Annotated in this window: 13 protein-coding genes; 9 read left to right on the top strand and 4 right to left on the bottom strand. The window is 44.5% G+C overall.

The annotated features are described in order from the left end of the window. Positions 1-3: 3 nt before the first annotated feature. Positions 4-4,125 (bottom strand): SusC/RagA family TonB-linked outer membrane protein, encoded by a 4,122-nt coding sequence (locus AC3WJC_RS19150; protein WP_492400728.1) that lies wholly within the window; start codon positions 4,123-4,125, stop codon positions 4-6. Between the two features lie 272 nt (positions 4,126-4,397). Next, positions 4,398-5,543 carry a FecR family protein gene (locus AC3WJC_RS19145; protein WP_492400727.1) on the bottom strand — a complete coding sequence of 382 codons (1,146 nt, stop codon included), beginning with the start codon at positions 5,541-5,543 and terminating at the stop codon, positions 4,398-4,400. A gap of 262 nt (positions 5,544-5,805) precedes the next feature. Between AC3WJC_RS19145 and AC3WJC_RS19140 the strand changes: the two genes are divergently transcribed. The 9 genes from AC3WJC_RS19140 to AC3WJC_RS19100 all read left to right on the top strand — a co-directional run bounded on the left by AC3WJC_RS19140 (position 5,806) and on the right by AC3WJC_RS19100 (position 13,281). Then, positions 5,806-6,477, top strand: a complete 672-nt coding sequence (locus tag AC3WJC_RS19140) for an RNA polymerase sigma-70 factor (RefSeq protein ID WP_492400726.1) — start codon at positions 5,806-5,808, stop codon at positions 6,475-6,477. Positions 6,478-6,967: 490 nt separating this feature from the next. Next, the gene (locus AC3WJC_RS19135) at positions 6,968-7,180 is read left to right on the top strand and encodes a hypothetical protein (RefSeq protein WP_492400725.1); all 213 of its coding nucleotides are present in this window, start codon (positions 6,968-6,970) and stop codon (positions 7,178-7,180) included. A 220-nt stretch (positions 7,181-7,400) separates the two neighbouring features. Then, entirely contained in the window at positions 7,401-8,006 is a 606-nt protein-coding gene (locus tag AC3WJC_RS19130; protein ID WP_492400724.1) for an AAA family ATPase, read from the top strand. A 189-nt stretch (positions 8,007-8,195) separates the two neighbouring features. Then, entirely contained in the window at positions 8,196-8,453 is a 258-nt protein-coding gene (locus tag AC3WJC_RS19125; protein WP_492400723.1) for a hypothetical protein, read from the top strand. A 168-nt stretch (positions 8,454-8,621) separates the two neighbouring features. After that, positions 8,622-9,032, top strand: coding sequence for a plasmid mobilization protein (locus tag AC3WJC_RS19120; RefSeq protein WP_492400722.1), 411 nt, complete (start codon positions 8,622-8,624; stop codon positions 9,030-9,032). Beyond that, a complete protein-coding gene (locus AC3WJC_RS19115) occupies positions 8,999-10,225 on the top strand; it encodes a relaxase/mobilization nuclease domain-containing protein (protein WP_492400721.1) in 1,227 nt (408 codons plus the stop codon). Before AC3WJC_RS19120 ends, AC3WJC_RS19115 begins: the two co-directional genes overlap by 34 nt. Before the next feature lie 10 nt (positions 10,226-10,235). Next, a complete protein-coding gene (mobC, locus tag AC3WJC_RS19110; RefSeq protein WP_492400720.1) occupies positions 10,236-12,176 on the top strand; it encodes a conjugal transfer protein MobC in 1,941 nt (646 codons plus the stop codon). Between the two features lie 202 nt (positions 12,177-12,378). Beyond that, complete coding sequence (locus AC3WJC_RS19105; RefSeq protein WP_492400719.1) at positions 12,379-12,843, top strand: MauE/DoxX family redox-associated membrane protein; 465 nt, start codon at positions 12,379-12,381, stop codon at positions 12,841-12,843. 141 nt (positions 12,844-12,984) lie between these two features. Continuing rightward, the gene (locus AC3WJC_RS19100; protein WP_492400718.1) at positions 12,985-13,281 is read left to right on the top strand and encodes a DUF6520 family protein; all 297 of its coding nucleotides are present in this window, start codon (positions 12,985-12,987) and stop codon (positions 13,279-13,281) included. A 41-nt stretch (positions 13,282-13,322) separates the two neighbouring features. On the opposite strand, the gene AC3WJC_RS19095 is transcribed toward AC3WJC_RS19100, so the two are convergent. Together AC3WJC_RS19095 and AC3WJC_RS19090 are read right to left on the bottom strand one after the other, a co-directional pair. Next, complete coding sequence (locus AC3WJC_RS19095; RefSeq protein ID WP_492400717.1) at positions 13,323-14,693, bottom strand: RagB/SusD family nutrient uptake outer membrane protein; 1,371 nt, start codon at positions 14,691-14,693, stop codon at positions 13,323-13,325. 10 nt (positions 14,694-14,703) lie between these two features. Further along, entirely contained in the window at positions 14,704-17,919 is a 3,216-nt protein-coding gene (locus tag AC3WJC_RS19090; protein ID WP_492400716.1) for a SusC/RagA family TonB-linked outer membrane protein, read from the bottom strand. Between the last annotated feature and the right edge of the window lie 3 nt (positions 17,920-17,922).

Here is a 17,922-nt window from a genome sequence, read left to right as displayed (position 1 = left end):
GATTTAAAAACTGGCATTTATGTTAAACGAATATTGTGTGGGGATAGGCAGTCCTATACGCCCTGCCGCATCAACCGTCACCGGATCTATGTGGTAAGGATTTCTGCTCCACGAAGCAATGTTTTGGCCGGTAAGCGTAAGCGTGCAGGATTTTACGCCGATCTTTCTTATAAATCCCGGGTTAAGCGAACATCCTATCATCACCTCCTGCAATCTGATGTTATCAGCAGTAGTGATGCTGTTAGTACCATTCTGGGTAACGAACGCCCGATAAGTAGCATTACTGTTGTTATCATTGTCTATCCTGGGAACATTGGTGAATTGTTCGTCACCGGGCTTGCGCCACCTGTCTTTTATCAGACCACTTGTTTCATTTACGATATTAGATGGGTATGGTATGTAGGTGCGCATTACATGGCCGAGATTGAAAACGATGGATGCCCTTGCGAAGAAATTCTTATACCTGATATCATGTATAAATCCACCTGTCCACGGTGCTCTTGTTTTGCCGCTGTATTGTAATGCACTGACGATCATTGCACTGTCTAATATTGCAGTGGCCTTACCTTGTTTATCATAGATCTGAGGATCGCCGTTGTGGTTTAAACCAGCCGATTTTACACTAAAGATGCTGGACACATCATAGCCGCTACGGTACATGGTGGTGTAATCTGTAGAACCATAAAATACAGGGTCAGGCACATCTTTTACAATATTTAAATTGTAGGCTCCGTTTAACGTGATCCCATATTCCCAGCTGTCTGTTTTTATAGCCCTCACCCTAAAATAAAGCTCAACACCTTTGTTAGTAATTGTGCTGTAGGTAGTTTTAGCATTGATGCCGGTGGTAGGATCAGTTAGCGTAGGTGTAAAATTATTTAAGCCGGCAGTTTTATGGTCATAATACCGGAGATCAAGACTGTATACGTCGTCTTTAATAGCTATCCGGGTATAAGCTTCTAAGTTGGTGTTATTTGGAGGCAATAATGAATAGTTACTGTTGACGGCTTGGCTAAAAGAGCCATTACTGCCAACATTGGTACTCATAATAATTCCCAACCCCTGATAAGGACTGATATTTTCCATCTTTACTCCAATGTCGAACGCACTGATCCAAGTGGCATGAAAATATTTCTCGTGCCCGATATCGTAATTCAATCCTCCGTTAAACGTTGTTGTGCCTTCCGGTGATTTGGCATAAGCAGCCTGAAATCTAAGCAATCCGCGCCTGAATGCGCCGTTAATACCTGCACTTAGGTAATGGAGCACACTGTTATCGGAAGATCCCGTGCCTAACGAAGATGGGTCCGTACTGGAGGTGTTCAGGTTACCACTTTTAGTTAACGTGTTGTAGGCTACGTTAACTGTTAAAAGACTATCCAACAGGTTAAATGTGAGCTTTTGATACCAGTTGATTGAGGACTGTCCTTTTTGTTGCGTAGGTTGCAAGCCGTTAACCCATATCGCATAATTGTTCCAGACAGGCTGCTGATACCGCACGTTAGCATAGCTTTCCGGTAAATCCGGCAATTTGAACTGGTCTACCCCGGTAGAAATATGCACATTACCCAAAAATCTGCTTAAACGTTTAAATATCAAGCCGTCTGCAGTAAAGCTGGAAGTTGATAAGGTAGCATAGGAATTAGCCTGACCATAAACAGGTGATAAGACCTTGTTAAATGTACCTGATAGCGTTATCCTTTTACCATAGTTGTAAGCGACAACAGCATTCGCATTTAAATTCCTGTTACGGGATGTGTCTCCGCCATTGGGTCTTGTCAGCTGATATGGATAGGCACTCGGAGACAGGTTATTAGATAGCAGGTAATTATAGTTGGTGATTGCCGCGTAAGGATCTGGTGTTGGAAGAAATATGGGCGCACTGGTTCCGGTTTGAGGATCATAACCGTAGATGTTCGTGCTGTTAGGTCTTACACTGCTTGTGCTTGATCCGCCCGCGCCAACTGAAACGTCAAAATGATGCTTGCCAAATGATTTGGAATAGCTAAGTCCTGAGCGCACGTTCCACAGGTCATTGTTTCTCCTGCCAAACTGCAAAACATCCCCCCATGGCGCGTAAAAATTTACGCCACCAGGTGTGTACTCGCCATACGTGTTTACCAGCTGCCTGGTGTAACTGGATTGTTTACCGTAAATGTTGTTTGACGAGTTTGTAGAGCCGTCATAATATAAAGAAGCACCAAAGGTCAGGTTGGGGAGAATGTTCCAGTTGATGTTAAAATTGGTTCTTTTTTGTACCAGTCTTTCCAGTATCCTATTACTTCTGGCATCTTCCAATACGTTAATTCCCTGATTACGATAGCCGTTTGCCTCCATTAACGCATTTGTGTAAGGAGAGGAGTTACCACTGTAATCGTAAACATAATTGCCCTGGTGGTCGGAAATTAATTGGTATGGTTCAGTAAAGGAGTTAGGCTGGAAGCTATATCCTCTTCTGCTAAAACCATTGGTATAATTAATAAGCCAATTAATTTTTAGATTATTATGAAAAAGGTTAAATGAGTTATTCAAATTTAGTGTAAGGGTTTTGTTATAACTCCCTAAATCATGAGGTTGGTCGTACAGGTAATTGGTTAGCAAACTGAACTTATAGATCTTACTGCCTCCATTTATGTTCAGAGTGTGGTTCTGACTGAACCGGTCTTGTTGCAGCGAATTTAATTGTGCATCATTATTCAGGCCTCTTAAAGAATCCAGGCTCTTGTTATAAGAACCAGCTGACAGCATGCCGAGTCGTTGTTGCGCGAACAACCGTTGTGCGGGCGTGTAATAAAATGATTGATTGGTGTAATTTGGTGTGAATATGGAATCCAGATCTTTTACATAATCCAAATAATCAGATGTATTAGTCAGCCGCATTTTTTTCCTGTCAAATTTGGGGGCTTTTTCATAGTAAAAATTTGCACTGTAATTGATCTGGATCTGGCCCTTTCTTGCAGCTTTCGTTTTAATGAGAATTAATCCATTATTGGCTTTTACCCCCCATTTAACCAGCTCCCTGGGGTCTTTTATGACTTCTACTGATTCCACGTTAGACATGGGGTAGTTCGCTGGAAACCCATCCTGGGGGAAACCGTCTATCACCACGAGCATCCCCGCTGTCGATCCGGCAAAACTGTTTGAACCTCTAACCTGTGGAACCAGCACACTGGTGCTTTTGGTGATGGTATTAAGATGATATAGATTCCGGAAATTTTGGGGTACGTTTCGTCCGCTTAAAAGCACATCTATAATTTGCTGGCCTGCAGCCTGGCCTTTATAGTTTAAGAACTCATCCACGGACATCCGGACAAAAGTCATGTAATTTTGTCCGTTTAAATATTTCACATAGACATCTAAACTGACCACTTCCTTACTGGTTACAGTTGCTGTTTGCAATGTAAGGCCGGGAACGGTGCCTTGCAATATTTGAGAAAGATTCATATAACCCCTGTTGTCCAGGTCAATAAACCGGTTTGGGGTAGATTTAGGATTACTTGTAGAATTAACTACCACTTCTGATAACTCCAGGACGCGTTCCCTGCCTTTTTTTAATCTAACGCGCACTAGTGAAGAGTCGGCATATTCAGCGGTTTGGTTTAAAAAACCCTCTCCGGAAAAGCTAAGTATGCCCGTTTTACTTAACCCGGAAAGTTTAAATTCACCATTCTTGTTAGTTATGGTTCGTGTTGCCGTTTGCGATGATTGAACAACAATATTTTTTAAGGGCAGGTCATTCTCGTCCACAACCTGTCCTCTTACAGCGGGTGTATCAACCGGGACAGAATTTCCTGTTTGGTCATTTTGATTTTCATTAAGCGCTTCACCGGAAATTTTTTTAACGGCGATAGTCTTATCAAAGAATTTATACTGAAAACCTTGTTTAATCAGTATAAACTCTAAAACTTCTTTTAAAGGGGTAACTTTAAAATCGACACTTAATCGAATAGGTTCTACTTCATTTTTGTCGCTAAAAAACTCATATGGCGTTTGCTTTTCTATCGCTTTCAGAATACTTTGAAGCGACGCGTTTTCTTTCTTTAGCGTTATATTTTGTGCAGAACAAACTTGGTTTGCACAGAAAGATATAGTTATAGTTAATAACGCGATTCTGAGTTTTGACAAACCAGAATCTGATATTTTAAAAATTGTGAAAAATCCCGAGAATGGAAGTTTCGTATTATGCCATAAAAAAGTTACAATAAATATTATTTTTCGCCTCCAGTCAAGGAAGTGATGTGAATTTAAAATCATTAGTTTTGTTGCGTTTTAGGGGCAATGCGTTTACAGTGAATAAATGAAGTCATCTAGGCAATCAAACCGGGTTGTGCTGTCACACAGCTCGGTTATTTTCTAAGAATTTTATTGGGGGATTAATCGGCATTCGTAGAGTTATATCATAGGATAGTCAGTTTAAGTTTTCCATTTTCTTTTTTATAAACCTTTACGTTAATTCCAGTATAGTTGAGTAAATCCACCAACTGACCCAGGCTTACAGTTGACGGGATTCTACCGGTATGTTCTTTCAGGTGATCAATATTTTGTGTATCTAATTCTAAATCATACCATTTCGCGATTTCTATGAGCATCTCTGCCGTATTATCTCCGTTAAAAACAAAGAAACCTTCTTTCCAGCCCACAGCTTTTACGGCATCCGTTTTTGACACCTGTATGCCGCTGCTTTGCAAAATCGCCTGCTGATTAGGTTTGATAACAACAGGATGAAAAGATTCATCTTTCGGAGTAATGCTTACAGAGCCTTCAATCAGACTGGTCTTTACAAACTTGTTTTCAGCTATTTTTATATTAAATTTAGTACCCAAAACTTTAACAGTCTCTTCATCCGTCCTAACGTAAAATTTGGTGTGACGCAGCGTTTTTATCACTTCAAAATAACCTTCACCCTGTAACTTCACTTCTCTGTCGGCATTGGCAAATTTTCCGGGAAATGTTAACTGTGAATTAGCATTGAGATAAACTTTAGTACCATCCGATAATATCACTGTTTGTTGCGAAGCTTTTAATGTTTTTAAAGTGCCGAAAATTTTCATCTCGTCATTTTTGCCAGCGGCGTCAAATATGATGGTGCCGGAGTCATTTTTTCTAACCATGAGATTTTTACCAACCACTACCGGCCTAAGAGGGACCATCGTGTCTGGGTTAATTATTTTACCGTTTGAAAAGCTTAATATTACTTTTTGCGGTTGTGGCATAATTGCGTCAATTTCCGAATTTTTCAAAAGCTGATCGGCATCTCGTTTGAAATGATTGTAATACAGATAACCGGAGATAGAGACAATTAATATAGCAGCAGCCGATTGCCACAGGATCATTTTATATCTGAACCTTTTTTGTATCGGTTGTATTTCATTAAATAACCTTTTCTTACTTTTCAGGAAAGAATTTCTGATTTCCGAAGAAGTTATTTCCTTGCCGGTTTTTAAGTTATTGTACCAGGTATAAAGTTCCTTTCTTTCATTATCTGTTTCCTTTAACAGAATATATTTGGAAATGAGCTCTCTGATTTTATTAGTTATGGCCATGTTACGTAATTCCCCTTTTATTGGGAGTTATAATCGATATTTACATATAAGTGATCAAAAACAAGGGTAGCACCCATGCCAATTTTAAATTAATTTAAAATTTGTGTTAAAAAATCACCGAAACGCCTTTTTAAGGTCGGTGACAGGTACAAGTTATTGGTTGATTATAACTATTGTAATTTTTAGGGTGCTTTTAATGTTATTTTATTAAAAAGAAGTGCAATTTTTCTTTAACTTGCTTGAATATTACAACTCTGGTCTGATGAAACAGGATGAAGATCGTGATTATACCGATTTACTAATTAAGATATCGTCTGGAGATCAAAAATCCTTTGCCCAGGTTTATGAGATATTTTATCCGCCACTTCTAAAACATACTACTTCGAAAGTTGGTGATTTAACGGTGGCTGAGGATATATTGCATAACTTATTCCTGAGTTTATGGAATAACAGGGAGAGGCTTGTAGCGATCAGTTCTCTATCTGCATACCTGTATACGTCATGTCGCTACCTTACTATCCAACATATTAAAAAAACGATAAAGGATGAACATAATATTATATTGTTTCACGAATCGAGGCAGGATAATGCGCAATCCATAGAAGATAGATTATATTTCAGGTACTTGTTAGATATCGTAAATTCAGAAATAGAAAACCTTCCTGAAAGATGTAAACAGGTATTTAAACTTAGTAGAGAAGAACTAAAATCAAATAAGGAAATCGCTGCTTGCTTAAATCTTTCTGAGTCTACCGTAGAAAATCAAATTAACAAGGCTCTTAAAAGAATCAGAAACGCAACAGGGCATTTGGTTCTTACCTACCTGATTTCTTTAACGCCAGCCGGCTCGAGCGATGTACCCTCTGCTCAAATATTTCATTTGATAAGCAATCACGATTTTATTAATAACGCGTCGAACAAAAAGTTTCAATAAGCCAATGCCCTCACTTATTCAATGCACATGCGTATAAGGGCAGGGTTGCAGGGTGCTTGCCTAAAATTTATACAGAACGTCTAAAGGGATCTTAGTATCACGCTGGGTATATTATAAAGTAACTGTGATGCATTAAGCATTCGAAATCTAAACTTTAGCATCAGTTCATTTCAGCTGATTTCAATAAAAAGAACCTAAGATAAGCTATCCCGTTCATTCTTCTGGAACCATTGAGCGCTTATCCCGGAATAACAACACCTCTTTTTCATTACCCCAGCCATTGATTTGAGAAAATGAGTTGAGTCAGTTTAATAAAAGCTGGTGTCCGACTCGGATAAACTCGAATAAATATGACTGCCATTTGTAGCAAATTTGGTCATGTTAAACATTTAAACACACCGTTATGGCATCAAAGGTCATCACGAAAGAAGACCAACTATAGTTCGGGGGAAATTAATGAACCAAATCAGGGGCCTGCTCAGACAGGCCATTGAGAAACCTGAAAAAATGGACTAAAGCTAACCCGGTAAAAAAACTGCTCAAGCTTTCAGATAATACTTTGTACACACTCAGAGAACGAAACCTTAGCGGTTACAACGGTCGGAGAGATCATTTATTGAATATGGAGGACATCAATAAAGTGCTGATTGAAGCGGTCAAAAGCAAACGTTTCGGGATTGGTAAGTATACTGATACCTTTTGATTCGACTGTTTTACCTCTACGGTCCGCTACATTCCGTTATCGCTTGCGCTACTTTAGATGCTCGCTGTATGATACATTGCTGACTTTGGATGCTTTGATTTTTTGACGCTCCGACTCGGACAATATCGGAGTGATTTTCCTGCCCGGATATGGAGATTTGGTTAACAATTATTCATTTCTGCATTTGAACAATTATTCGGTTGCAGCTAAAAAAAATGTCATGGCAAAGATAATCACATTAGCACACCAAAAAGGTGGCGTAGGTAAAAGCACACTGGCCCTAAACCTGGCTTTATGCTTTCAAGATCAGGTAAGGGTTGCCCTGATCGATTCCGATCTGCAGGGTAGTATCTATCATTTGAAAGAAGATTTTCCGGAACTGGATATTTTATCCCCGGACGTGATAGCGGAAATCCCTAACCTGGATTACGAACTGATCATCGTCGACACGCCGCCCTACCTATCCAACCGCTTAAACGAATTGTTCGGCTATTCGGATTATATACTGGTACCGACAAAGGCAGGCTTTTTTGATGTAATGGCCATCAAGTCGACCCTTGCCCTGATCAAATTCGCCCAGGCACAAAATCAAAATCTAAAGGCGGGCATAGTCCTCAATATGTTAAAGCCCAGGTCTGGGATTACAGCGGAGGTGGTCGAATTAATTAGCTCACTGGGTACTCCTTTATTGAATGCACGGATATATGACCGGGTGAGTCTGGCGAGGTCATCCATGACTTCCGGTATCCTGAAAGGTACGGATCAAAAGGCCATCCGGGAAGTTACCTTTCTTGCCGAAGAGATCGTTGACCTGATCAGTGTATAAATGTGTTAGGAACATTTGAATAAATGTTCATTGGAATAAACCTGTAATGGTACAAATGAAGATTTGTTCAAATGTGCATTTGTCTAAAGTTATAAATGTAGTTCTGTTCAATTATTCATTGAGATAAATATTCAAATGTTCATTGCTGCACTTGTAGCATTATTCAAATGCAGATAAAGCTTAACCGCCATGGATGATTATAAAAAAAAGCTGGACAACCTGGCCAGCAAGATTAAAAACGAAACGCCGCAAACGCCGATACAGCAGGTGCAACCTGTAAAGGCATTGACAGCGCCTTCGGAGGAGGAAGAGGCGCGTTTCAACAACTGGATTCCGAAAGGGCTTAAAAGAAGTATAAAGGCTTACGGAGTGCAGCATGATATGTCACAGAAAGATATTACGATTCAGGCATTACAGAATTTTTTGAGGGAAAATGAAGTTCAATAATTCAAATCGCAAAGGATGTCATGGCAATCGAAAAGGAATTAAACTGCTGTCTTTTTGCAGTTAGCAAGATGTACGTTTGTACCACAAACGAATCTTGCCCTTTCCTCCGCAGTCGGCCGGGGTATGGCATCAGACGCTCCGGAGTCGGTTTGATCAAAATGGAAAACAATGGACTTAACAAAGGAAAACAGGTCGGTATGGCTGAAGGTAAGGTTCAAGCCAAGTGAATTGCAGGCCATGGAAAAGCAGTATAAAAAAACCACATTTCAAAGCTTAAGTGAATTCGGAAGAGCGATGTTATTAGGCGAACCGGTGACCATCGTGACCAGGGACAGGTCAATGGACGACGTACTGGAGGAACTGACGATGCTAAGAAGGGAATTAAACAGCATCGGCAATAACCTGAACCAGGCCGTTCGGAATATTAACAGCGCACACGGCTATGCCGATAACCGGTTGTGGATGGGCTTATTAAGTGTAATCAGTGGAAAGCTGGAACCTTCCATATGGCAGATCAAAGAGAAGATGAACCAATATGCTGACCTATGGTTGCGAAGATCAGAAGCGGAAAGAGCCTGAAAGGCGCTTTGAATTACAATGAGCATAAAGTAAGTAAGGGGCTTGCTTTTTTGATCGCCGCACCGGGATTTCAAAAAGATGCGCAGGATCTGACCTATACCGACAAGTTGTCCCGACTTACAAATCTTGCTGCAGGGAACCAAAGGGTCAGAACCAATACCTTTCACACGTCTTTGAATTTTGATGCTACCGAATGCCTTGACGATGAGCGGTTAGCAGAAATTACCAGGGATTACATGGACGGGATAGGTTTTGGCAGGCAGCCATTTTTAGTATATAAACATACCGATGCTGGTCATCCGCATGTGCATATCGTCGCTACCAATATTGACCGGGACGGTCTTCGGATCAGCATGCATAACCTGGGTAAATACCAGTCCGAACAGGCCAGGAGATCGATCGAAGAACGCTACGGACTCGTAAAGGCCGAAGGTCAAAAAAATGAAGATCAGCAAAGGATCAAACCGGCTCCGGTCGTTTATGGAAAGACCGACACGAAACGGGCTATTTCCAACCTGGTCAATGAAGTTAGCCGTACTTATAAATTCACCAGCCTGGCAGAGTTTAATGCGGTATTGACCCGGTTCAATGTCCTTGCGGACCGGGGTAACCCGGCCTCTGTGATGTATGCTAAAAATGGATTACGGTACTACATCACCGACCAGAGCGGAACGAAGCTTGGCGTCCCGATTAAAGCCAGCAGCATCTATGGTAAACCGACCATGAACACATTGTTCAGGTATTTTCAATTAAACGAGGTCTTGAGAAAGCCGCTCCGGGACAACCTTCGTGCCCGGATTGACCTGGCGATCAGGAAAAGCATTGGTTTCAGAGACCTCGAAAATAACCTGCGCAAAAATGATATCGACCTAGTCAGGCGGGTAAACCAGGACGGAAAGTTGTACGGGCTAAGCTTTATAGACCACCGGCTAAGGGTGGTGTTCAATGGGAGTGATATCGGAAAAACCTACAGTGCGGCCAACCTGTCTGCCGCACTGGGATCTAAGGGCAGCGATAAAGAAAACAAGGCTTTATCAGGTACCCGGCCCATGGGCGTAACTGAGCCGCACAACACTTTTCAAAAGCAGGGACAGTCCGTCCTGGAGGTCCTGTTGGCGCAGGAAAACCAGGACAATGTTCCTGCTGAACTGCTGATTCAAAGAAAGAAAAAACGGAAACGTAAACATATTTAAACGCAGCATTATGCAAACCGGAGAAAACGAACAGGCCCTAAGAAAGGTCATTGATTTTACCAGACTGTTAAGCATCGCGATCCTGATCATTCACTTTTATTTATGCTGTTACGATGCCTTTAGTGAATGGCACCTCACCCATAGGCTGGTCAACAAAGTTGTCCTGCCCATCTCGCGTTTCAAGATTTTCAGTACGATGACGTATATAAAGGGCAGCATTTTGTTGTTGCTGCTTATTTCCCTGTTAGGCAGCAAGGGTAGAAAGGAGGAAAAGATCAGCTGGAGGGAGATTGCTGCTTTCGGCATCACCGGTTTGATCACCTTTTTGGGGAGTGGTTGTCTCTATTTCAACATGCAGCGATCGGTCACCGCTCAGGTGATCTATATGGCAATGACGACAACGGGGTTTCTGATGATCATTCGATCCGGATCCCTGTTTTTCAGGCGGCTCCGGATCGATCTGTCAAAAGACATCTTTAACCGATTAAATGAATCCTTTCCGCAGGAAGAGCGTTTGCTGGAAAATGAGTATTCCATTAACCTGCCGGCAGAATATCACTATAAAGATAAGGTGAGAAAGAGCTGGATCAATATTATCAATCCTTTCCGGGGTACACTGGTGCTGGGCACACCCGGTGCAGGCAAGTCTTACTTTGTGATCCGTCACATCATTACCCAACATATTCGCAAGGGTTTCGCCATGCTGATCTATGATTTTAAATATGATGACCTGTCTAAGATCGCCTACAATACCCTGCGTAAATTCTCGCACCGGTATAAAGTGAAGCCGGGACAATATGTCATTAACTTAGAAAAAGTAATGCACCGTAATAATCCCCTTGAACCGGAAACCATGATTGATATTACGGATGCCATGGATGCAGCCAGAACGATCATGCTCGGCCTGAACCGGGAGTGGATCAAAAAAACCGGTGACTTTTTTGTCGAATCTCCCATCAATTTTGTTACGGCACTGATATGGTTTCTCCGGAAATATGAAGGCGGAAAATTCTGCACGTTGCCGCATACCATTGAACTTGCACAGGTAGATTATAAATACCTGTTCGCCTTACTTAAAACAGAGCCGGAGATCGAAGTATTGATCAATCCCTTTATTTCGGCCTGGGAAAATGAAGCGACCGATCAGTTGGAAGGACAGATCGCCAGTGCTAAGATCAGCATGGCCCGGTTGGTTTCACCAACACTTTACTACGTGCTTTCCTCCAGTGACTTTTCACTCGACATTAATGATCCCGGGGCACCTAAGATTGTCTGCCTGGCCAATAATCCGCAAAAGTCCCAGATCTTCGGGGCTGTACTTTCGCTATACGTTAACCGGATCAATAAGCTGGTCAACCGGAAGAACCAGTTAAAATGTAGTCTGATCTTTGATGAGTTTCCTACCATTTATTTTAATGGGATCGATAACCTCATCGCCACAGCGAGGTCAAACAAGGTTGCCACAACTTTGGCGGTCCAGGACTATAGCCAGCTCAAAAAAGATTATGGACCTGAACAGGCGGAAGTGATCATGAATATCGTAGGGAACGTGATCTCGGGTCAGGTTACCGGCAATACCGCTAAACAATTAAGCGAACGCATCGGCAAGATCGTTCAGGAGCGGCAAAGCATCACGGTAAACAGCCAGGACACCTCGGTCAATAAATCGACCCAGCTTGATTTTGCAGTACCGGCCTCCAAAATAGCGGCCCTGTCTTCCGGTGAATTTGTGGGTACGGTTGCCGATGACCCGGATGACAGGATCGATCTAAAAGTTTTTCACAATGCCATCATCAATGACCACCAGGTTATCAAAGCGGAGGAGGATGCTTATCAGGAGATTCCGGCAGTCAGGACGGTCTCGGAAGAAATGCTGAATGCCAATTATCTGCGAATCAAAAAAGATATCGCCACGATTATTGATCAGTTGATCGGACAGTCGCGATCCTGACCTACAATTAAGGGGGGGGGGTAACGGGGATTGATTTAATTCCTGATATCACAGCGTAAAGTGGGTAGATAACGGGCTTGATCTACATTCTCCGGGCAGTGGTTAGCGTTCGGACAATAATAAGTGCAGGATTGGTACTAACCGTTTATGAACTGTTTGAGTATTGCCCGGGCACCGAAATTAGAGGTTAAACAATTACCTCATGATTTTGCAGCTACCAGGGACTTTCCACCCAAAATATTTAAAATCGTTAGCCGGGGCCTCAACATGCCTGCTGATCATTCTGTTCATCCATACGGCGATCAGTAAATTGATATCCTTCGAAACATTTAAAGAGGCGATGCACAATCAGGCTGTTCCTTATTGGATGGCTGCCCTGCTGATCTGGACCCTGCCACCGGTAGAACTAGGAACCGTAGTACTGCTTTATTTTAAACGGTCGCGACTGATCGGCTTCTGGTGCGCCCTGATCCTGATGGGTATGTTTACCGGGTATATCGCACTGGTCTTATCCGGCTTTCTGGGTGAGGCTCCATGCTCCTGCGGCGGGGTACTCAAGTCGATGGGCTGGACGGCTCATTTCTTTTTCAATCTCTTTTTTTTGCTGTTAAGTTTATCAGGAATATGGGCGACCAACAGGGAAAGGAGGATGACCGGCAAGCGATGAATAATCAGTCTGCAGGTTCTTCGACCAGGTTGGAGAAAATGTCCGGGGGGTGCTGAAAACCGTTCAATAGAGTAGGCAACGTTATTTTAAGTAATTAAAGTTTTTCCGGATGCTTTTTGATCTAACAAAGCGTTCAAAACCATGAAAAGAGTTAAAATCAACCTGGCTTTACTGGCCGTTCTGATGGGCATTTCAACTGCCTTTGCATTTAAAACCCCCGAAACCAAAAAGTTCGCGTCGGTGTGGCGCAGAACGGCGACCTCCGCGACTAAAGAGTCCAGCAACACCTGGGTACAAGGCGCGCCGGGAGGTAGTTGTTTAAGCGCTACCAGGATCTGTAGTGCATCCTTCGCAGATGGTTACGATCCGAACATGCATACTTACGCTGAAAATGATGCTAATGCGGTTGGCAAAACATTGGGCTACCGTACCAATTAAGCTAATAAGGCCGTCTCTTGAGAGGCGGCCTTATTATTTGGCTATCTGTCGTTCTGTTCGATCCCGCTTCTCCGTATCTCTTCATCCGGGATCGGGAAAGTATAACGCTTGTCATCTGGTGCTAAAGTGACCGTCACTCCGTCATAGAGCCTGTTCAAGGTTTTCTTAAACTTATCCTCCTTGTTCAACCGTCGCAGATCAGACCAGCGCAACCCGCGCCCGACCAGCTCTTTCCTTCTTTCCTGTAAAACAAGAGCCAACGCGGTTGCTTCATCGGGAGCGGCATAAGGTTGAAAGGTTCCGGTTTCCCACCTGGTTACCAGTAATCCGTTAAGTTCCTTTAAGGCATCTGCCGTGTTTCCCCGCCTGGCATAGCATTCTGCACGGATCAGGAAAAGTTCGTCCGTTGCGGGGCCTCCGAATAAAGTGCTGAAATCACCGGTATAGGAACCGACATAGTTATAGCCGCCGTTACCCTGGTCTGCAAAAAAGCAGGTTTTTCGAAGGTCATGTTCTGCATAGGTGTTTAACAGTTCGCCGCTGACGAAGACACCAGGTTCCACGAAAAAGGAATAACCAACCAGGTTCTCATAACACAACACCTCATCATTCCCATTTGGCAGGATAAACGGAAAGGGGCTGTCGTATCCTGATGGTGCCAGGTCATTATAATTGATCAGCCTGGCCGAGCCGCTTAATGCCGCTGAAGCGGAACTCAACGCTTGCGGGTAGTCGCCCATGATCAAAAATACCCTGCCCAGCATCGCAAGCGCGGCAGCTTTGGTCGGGCGTGTCTTAACGGTAGTGGTTTCGCCCAGCAACAAACTGGCAGATCGGAAATCGCGCACAACCTGCTCATACGTTGCCTGCAGTGTACCCCGGCCGCTGATCTCGTTAACGTTAGCGGTGTTCCTGATGGGGATACCTTTCGTCTGCGCAGCTGTCGCCGCATCATACGGTTCCGCGAATTGCTGCGCTAAGGAGAAATAGGCGTTCGCCCGGTAGTACAGGGCCGTACCTTTGAGTTGGTCGACCTGTGAGTTAGCGTCGTCATGGAGTTTTTCCAAGCCATCCAGCACGACGTTACAAACAAAAACGGCGTTATATAAATAGTTCCAGTCATTGACCGTAGCGCCCTGATATATGTCTTTTTCCCAGAGATAGGCATTCCTTTCCGTCGCGTCCAGCGAAAGCAGGGTTGCGTCATCTGCACTGAAGTTATCGGACGCGATCTCGTTCAATCCTGCAACCGTGTTCAGGTTCGAATTAAATGTCGCATCCAATAGCCGCTGGAAATCATCCGGGCTGGTCGGAACCAGCAGGGATTTGTCATTCCTTTTGTCCAGGTACTCTTTGGTACAGCTTGTGCTTAGCCACAGGATAGCCGTAATGATGATCAAATATTTTTTCATGATGTTGTGTTTAAAAGTCTGCTTTAAGTCCTAAGGCAATGGTTCTGGACAGGGGTAACAGGTCACCGTTCACGGCGTCCGGGTCCAGTTTGTTGTTGGCGGCCTTCCACAGGATGCCGATGTTATTGGCATAGGCATACAGGTGCAATCCTTTAAATGGAAGGTTTTTTAATGCTTTTCCGCTGAGGTCGTAACTCATGCTGATATCCTGCAGGCGGATGTTATCCGCTTTTTGAACCAGAACGGCGGAATACGTATAAAAGTTATCCCGGTTGTTGTTGACGGCAGAAGGTAGTGACGGGACCTGGGTGTGCAATTCGTCACCGGGGTTTTGCCAGCGCTGTGCATAATCCCCATGACCGCCAAGCCCGGACAGCACCGTATTATATTGTACAGATGACCTGCGGGTATAATAGCCCAGTCGGTAACTGATATTGGCTGATAAGGAAAACTGCCTGTAGCGGAATGTATTGCGCAGGGCACCATAAACAGTTGGACGGGCAGGACCATTATAGGTCACATTGTCCAGCGTAGCACCATTAATGATAGCTGCATAATCCTTACTGACAGCGCCATTCAGGTATCCCTGCGGGTCACCTGTCAACGGGTCAAGCCCCGCCGAGGCGTAACTGTAGATCCCGTAAAGTGGTTTCCCTATCGCCGGCACGATACTATAAGCACCGGTCAGGTAATCGCGTGCTGCATTGGAGGAGGCCAGTTCATACTTGGTGACCTTTTCCGTGTTCCGGGAGAACAATAAGGTAGTTGACCATTGCAGCTGCCCGATGGTGTTCTTACTGTTTAAGGTGATGTCTACGCCGCTCCCTTTGATACCGGCTGTATTACCCCGGAATTGGGCCAGACCGGTCTGCGGAGCAAGGGGTGCATTCCCGATCAGGTCTGTTCCGTTTTTAACATAGTATTCCAATGAACCGGATAACCTGTCCTTAAAAGCACTGAAATCCAGTGCAAAATTGGAAATATTGATTCGTTCCCAGCGGAGTGACGGGTTGGGCGGATTTTGGATCACCGCATAAGGCAATCCTAAAAATGAACTGGAGGCAGCATAATAGAGGGCCGTCGTATAGGCAGAAAGCGTGTTGTCGATATTGCCGGTACTGCCGTGCGTAATACGGAGTTGCAACGTTGGCAGCCAGCCGACCTTATAAAAACCTTCTTCGGAAAGCTTCCAGCTGAAGCCCCCGGAATACAGGGGCACGCCTTTTTGATTGGTCGATACCCCGAAAAGGTTGCTTTGGTCCAGTCGGGCACTGGCCGACAGGATATAGCGGCTTTTATAAGTATAGCCTGCGTTAGCATAGTAGGATATAAACCTGTTTGTCAGGTCGGAAAGGCCATCGTTGTTCTGCACCTTGTTACTGCGCGTAGATGGGAAAAGATAGGAGCCAAACGCACTGATATAATCGACCGGCTGACTGGCGGCATGTTCTTCATCATAACCGTAAAAACGGGTACTGTTGCCCGTACTGTGGATATCACGCAACTCTGCCCCGCCGATGAGATTTAGTTGGTGATTTTCGCCCCAGCCGCGGTCATAGCTTAACTGGGTGCGGACGTTATGGGTATTGGATACCGTGTTCCGCATATCCAGTATGCTACCGAGCGGAACCGGACGGTTCAATGATCCGTCAGGGTTGACCGTTGTCAGCCTGTTGATCTGGTCACGTGTATACCACGTTTCGGTGCTTTGGTCGTTCCGGTAGTTATTCGTCGTCCGGTTATACTGATAGAGGATACTGGCATTTAATCCGGGGATGACCTGGTATTTTATATCAATATTATATCGGTGATCAGCTGATGTTGATTGCTGATCTGCCGACCGCAATTCATGAAGCGGCACAAATTGCCAGTTCAGCAGGCCTTGTCCCTGCGCAGTTGAAAGCAGGCTGTTTCGATAGGTATGGGTAATGGCCAAGGGGTTGCCCTGATCATCGGCCAGCCTGGCATAGGGATAAAGCGACTTACCGGTGGCATAATTCAGGGAAGTGACCGGCAGCGCGTTTTGAGGTGTCCTGCTAAAGGTCGTAAAAATACCGGTCCCGATCGTTAGCCGCTTATTGAGCAGCGTGTACGTGTTTTGCGCATCAAGGGATAATCGCTGGTACCCGTTGCCAACAGCTGCCGCGCGGTTCTCATCATAGCCGGCAGAAATGTAAAACTTTTGATGGCTGCCGCCGCCGCTCAGGTTTAAATTATATTGCTGGTTCACAGCGTTCCGGTACAGGTAACGGCTGACATCTTTGCGGCTGTCCGCCTGGTTCAGTAGGGCGATCTGCTTTTCGGCCGCTGCCGCGCTGATCTTCTGATCACGGGCAGCGATCAGTAATTCGACAACCGGTGTAAGGGCGATTTTATTGCTGCTGTTCTCCTGGTTATTATAATAGTCTTTGGCAAAAAGGGAGCGTTCTGTTGCTATAAAATCAGCCGTGGACATGACCGGGGTGTAAAAAAGGTCGGGCCTGGCCGCGATGGTCACGTTACTGTTAAAGGAAACTTTGGTATCCTCGTTATAACGCCCTTTTTTCGTCGTGATCACGATCACGCCGTTTCCCGCACGGCTACCCCAGATGGAAGCTGCCGCCGCGTCTTTCAGTACCGTCACGCTTTCCACATCGTTCGGATTGATGTTATTGACATCTCCTTCATAGGGATAATTGTCGATCACGATCAAGGGCGAGGTCCTGGCAAAGATCGTGCTTTGCCCTCGGATGGAGATCGCAGATTGCTCGGCTGCCCGCGTCCCAACCTTGTTGAAGGTAAGGCCCGGGACCACGTCGGCAAGCCTGCTCAGCACATCGGTACTGACGCTCCGGTTCAATAACTGTTTGTCCACCATTGCAAAGGAACCGGTTGCCCGCTCCCTGGGTAATTCCTGGTAACCGGTCGAAACGACAACTTCCTGTAACTGGTTCGCGGTCAATTGTAGTTTGATCAGCAACTGGTGGTCCAATGGTGTAGAGACGGAAATTTCCTGTGCAACAAAACCGGTATAGCTGATCTCTAAGACGACCTTGCCACCGGCACTCAGCGTAAAATAGCCGTCTTCTAAAGTTTGGGTCGCTATACTGGTATTTCTGATCCTGACCGTCGCCCCGGCCAGAGGGCTGTTATCAGTAACGGACAGCACTTTTCCGCTGATTGTGTTTTGGGCAAAGGCTGTAAAACCAGCGATACAGCATAGGATAAGGGTGATTGTTTTTTTCATAAG

It is taken from the genome of Mucilaginibacter sp. FW306-07-L, assembly GCF_058782065.1.
The sequence above is the reverse complement of the archived record's forward strand: the minus strand, read 5'-3'. Positions and strand labels throughout refer to the sequence as shown.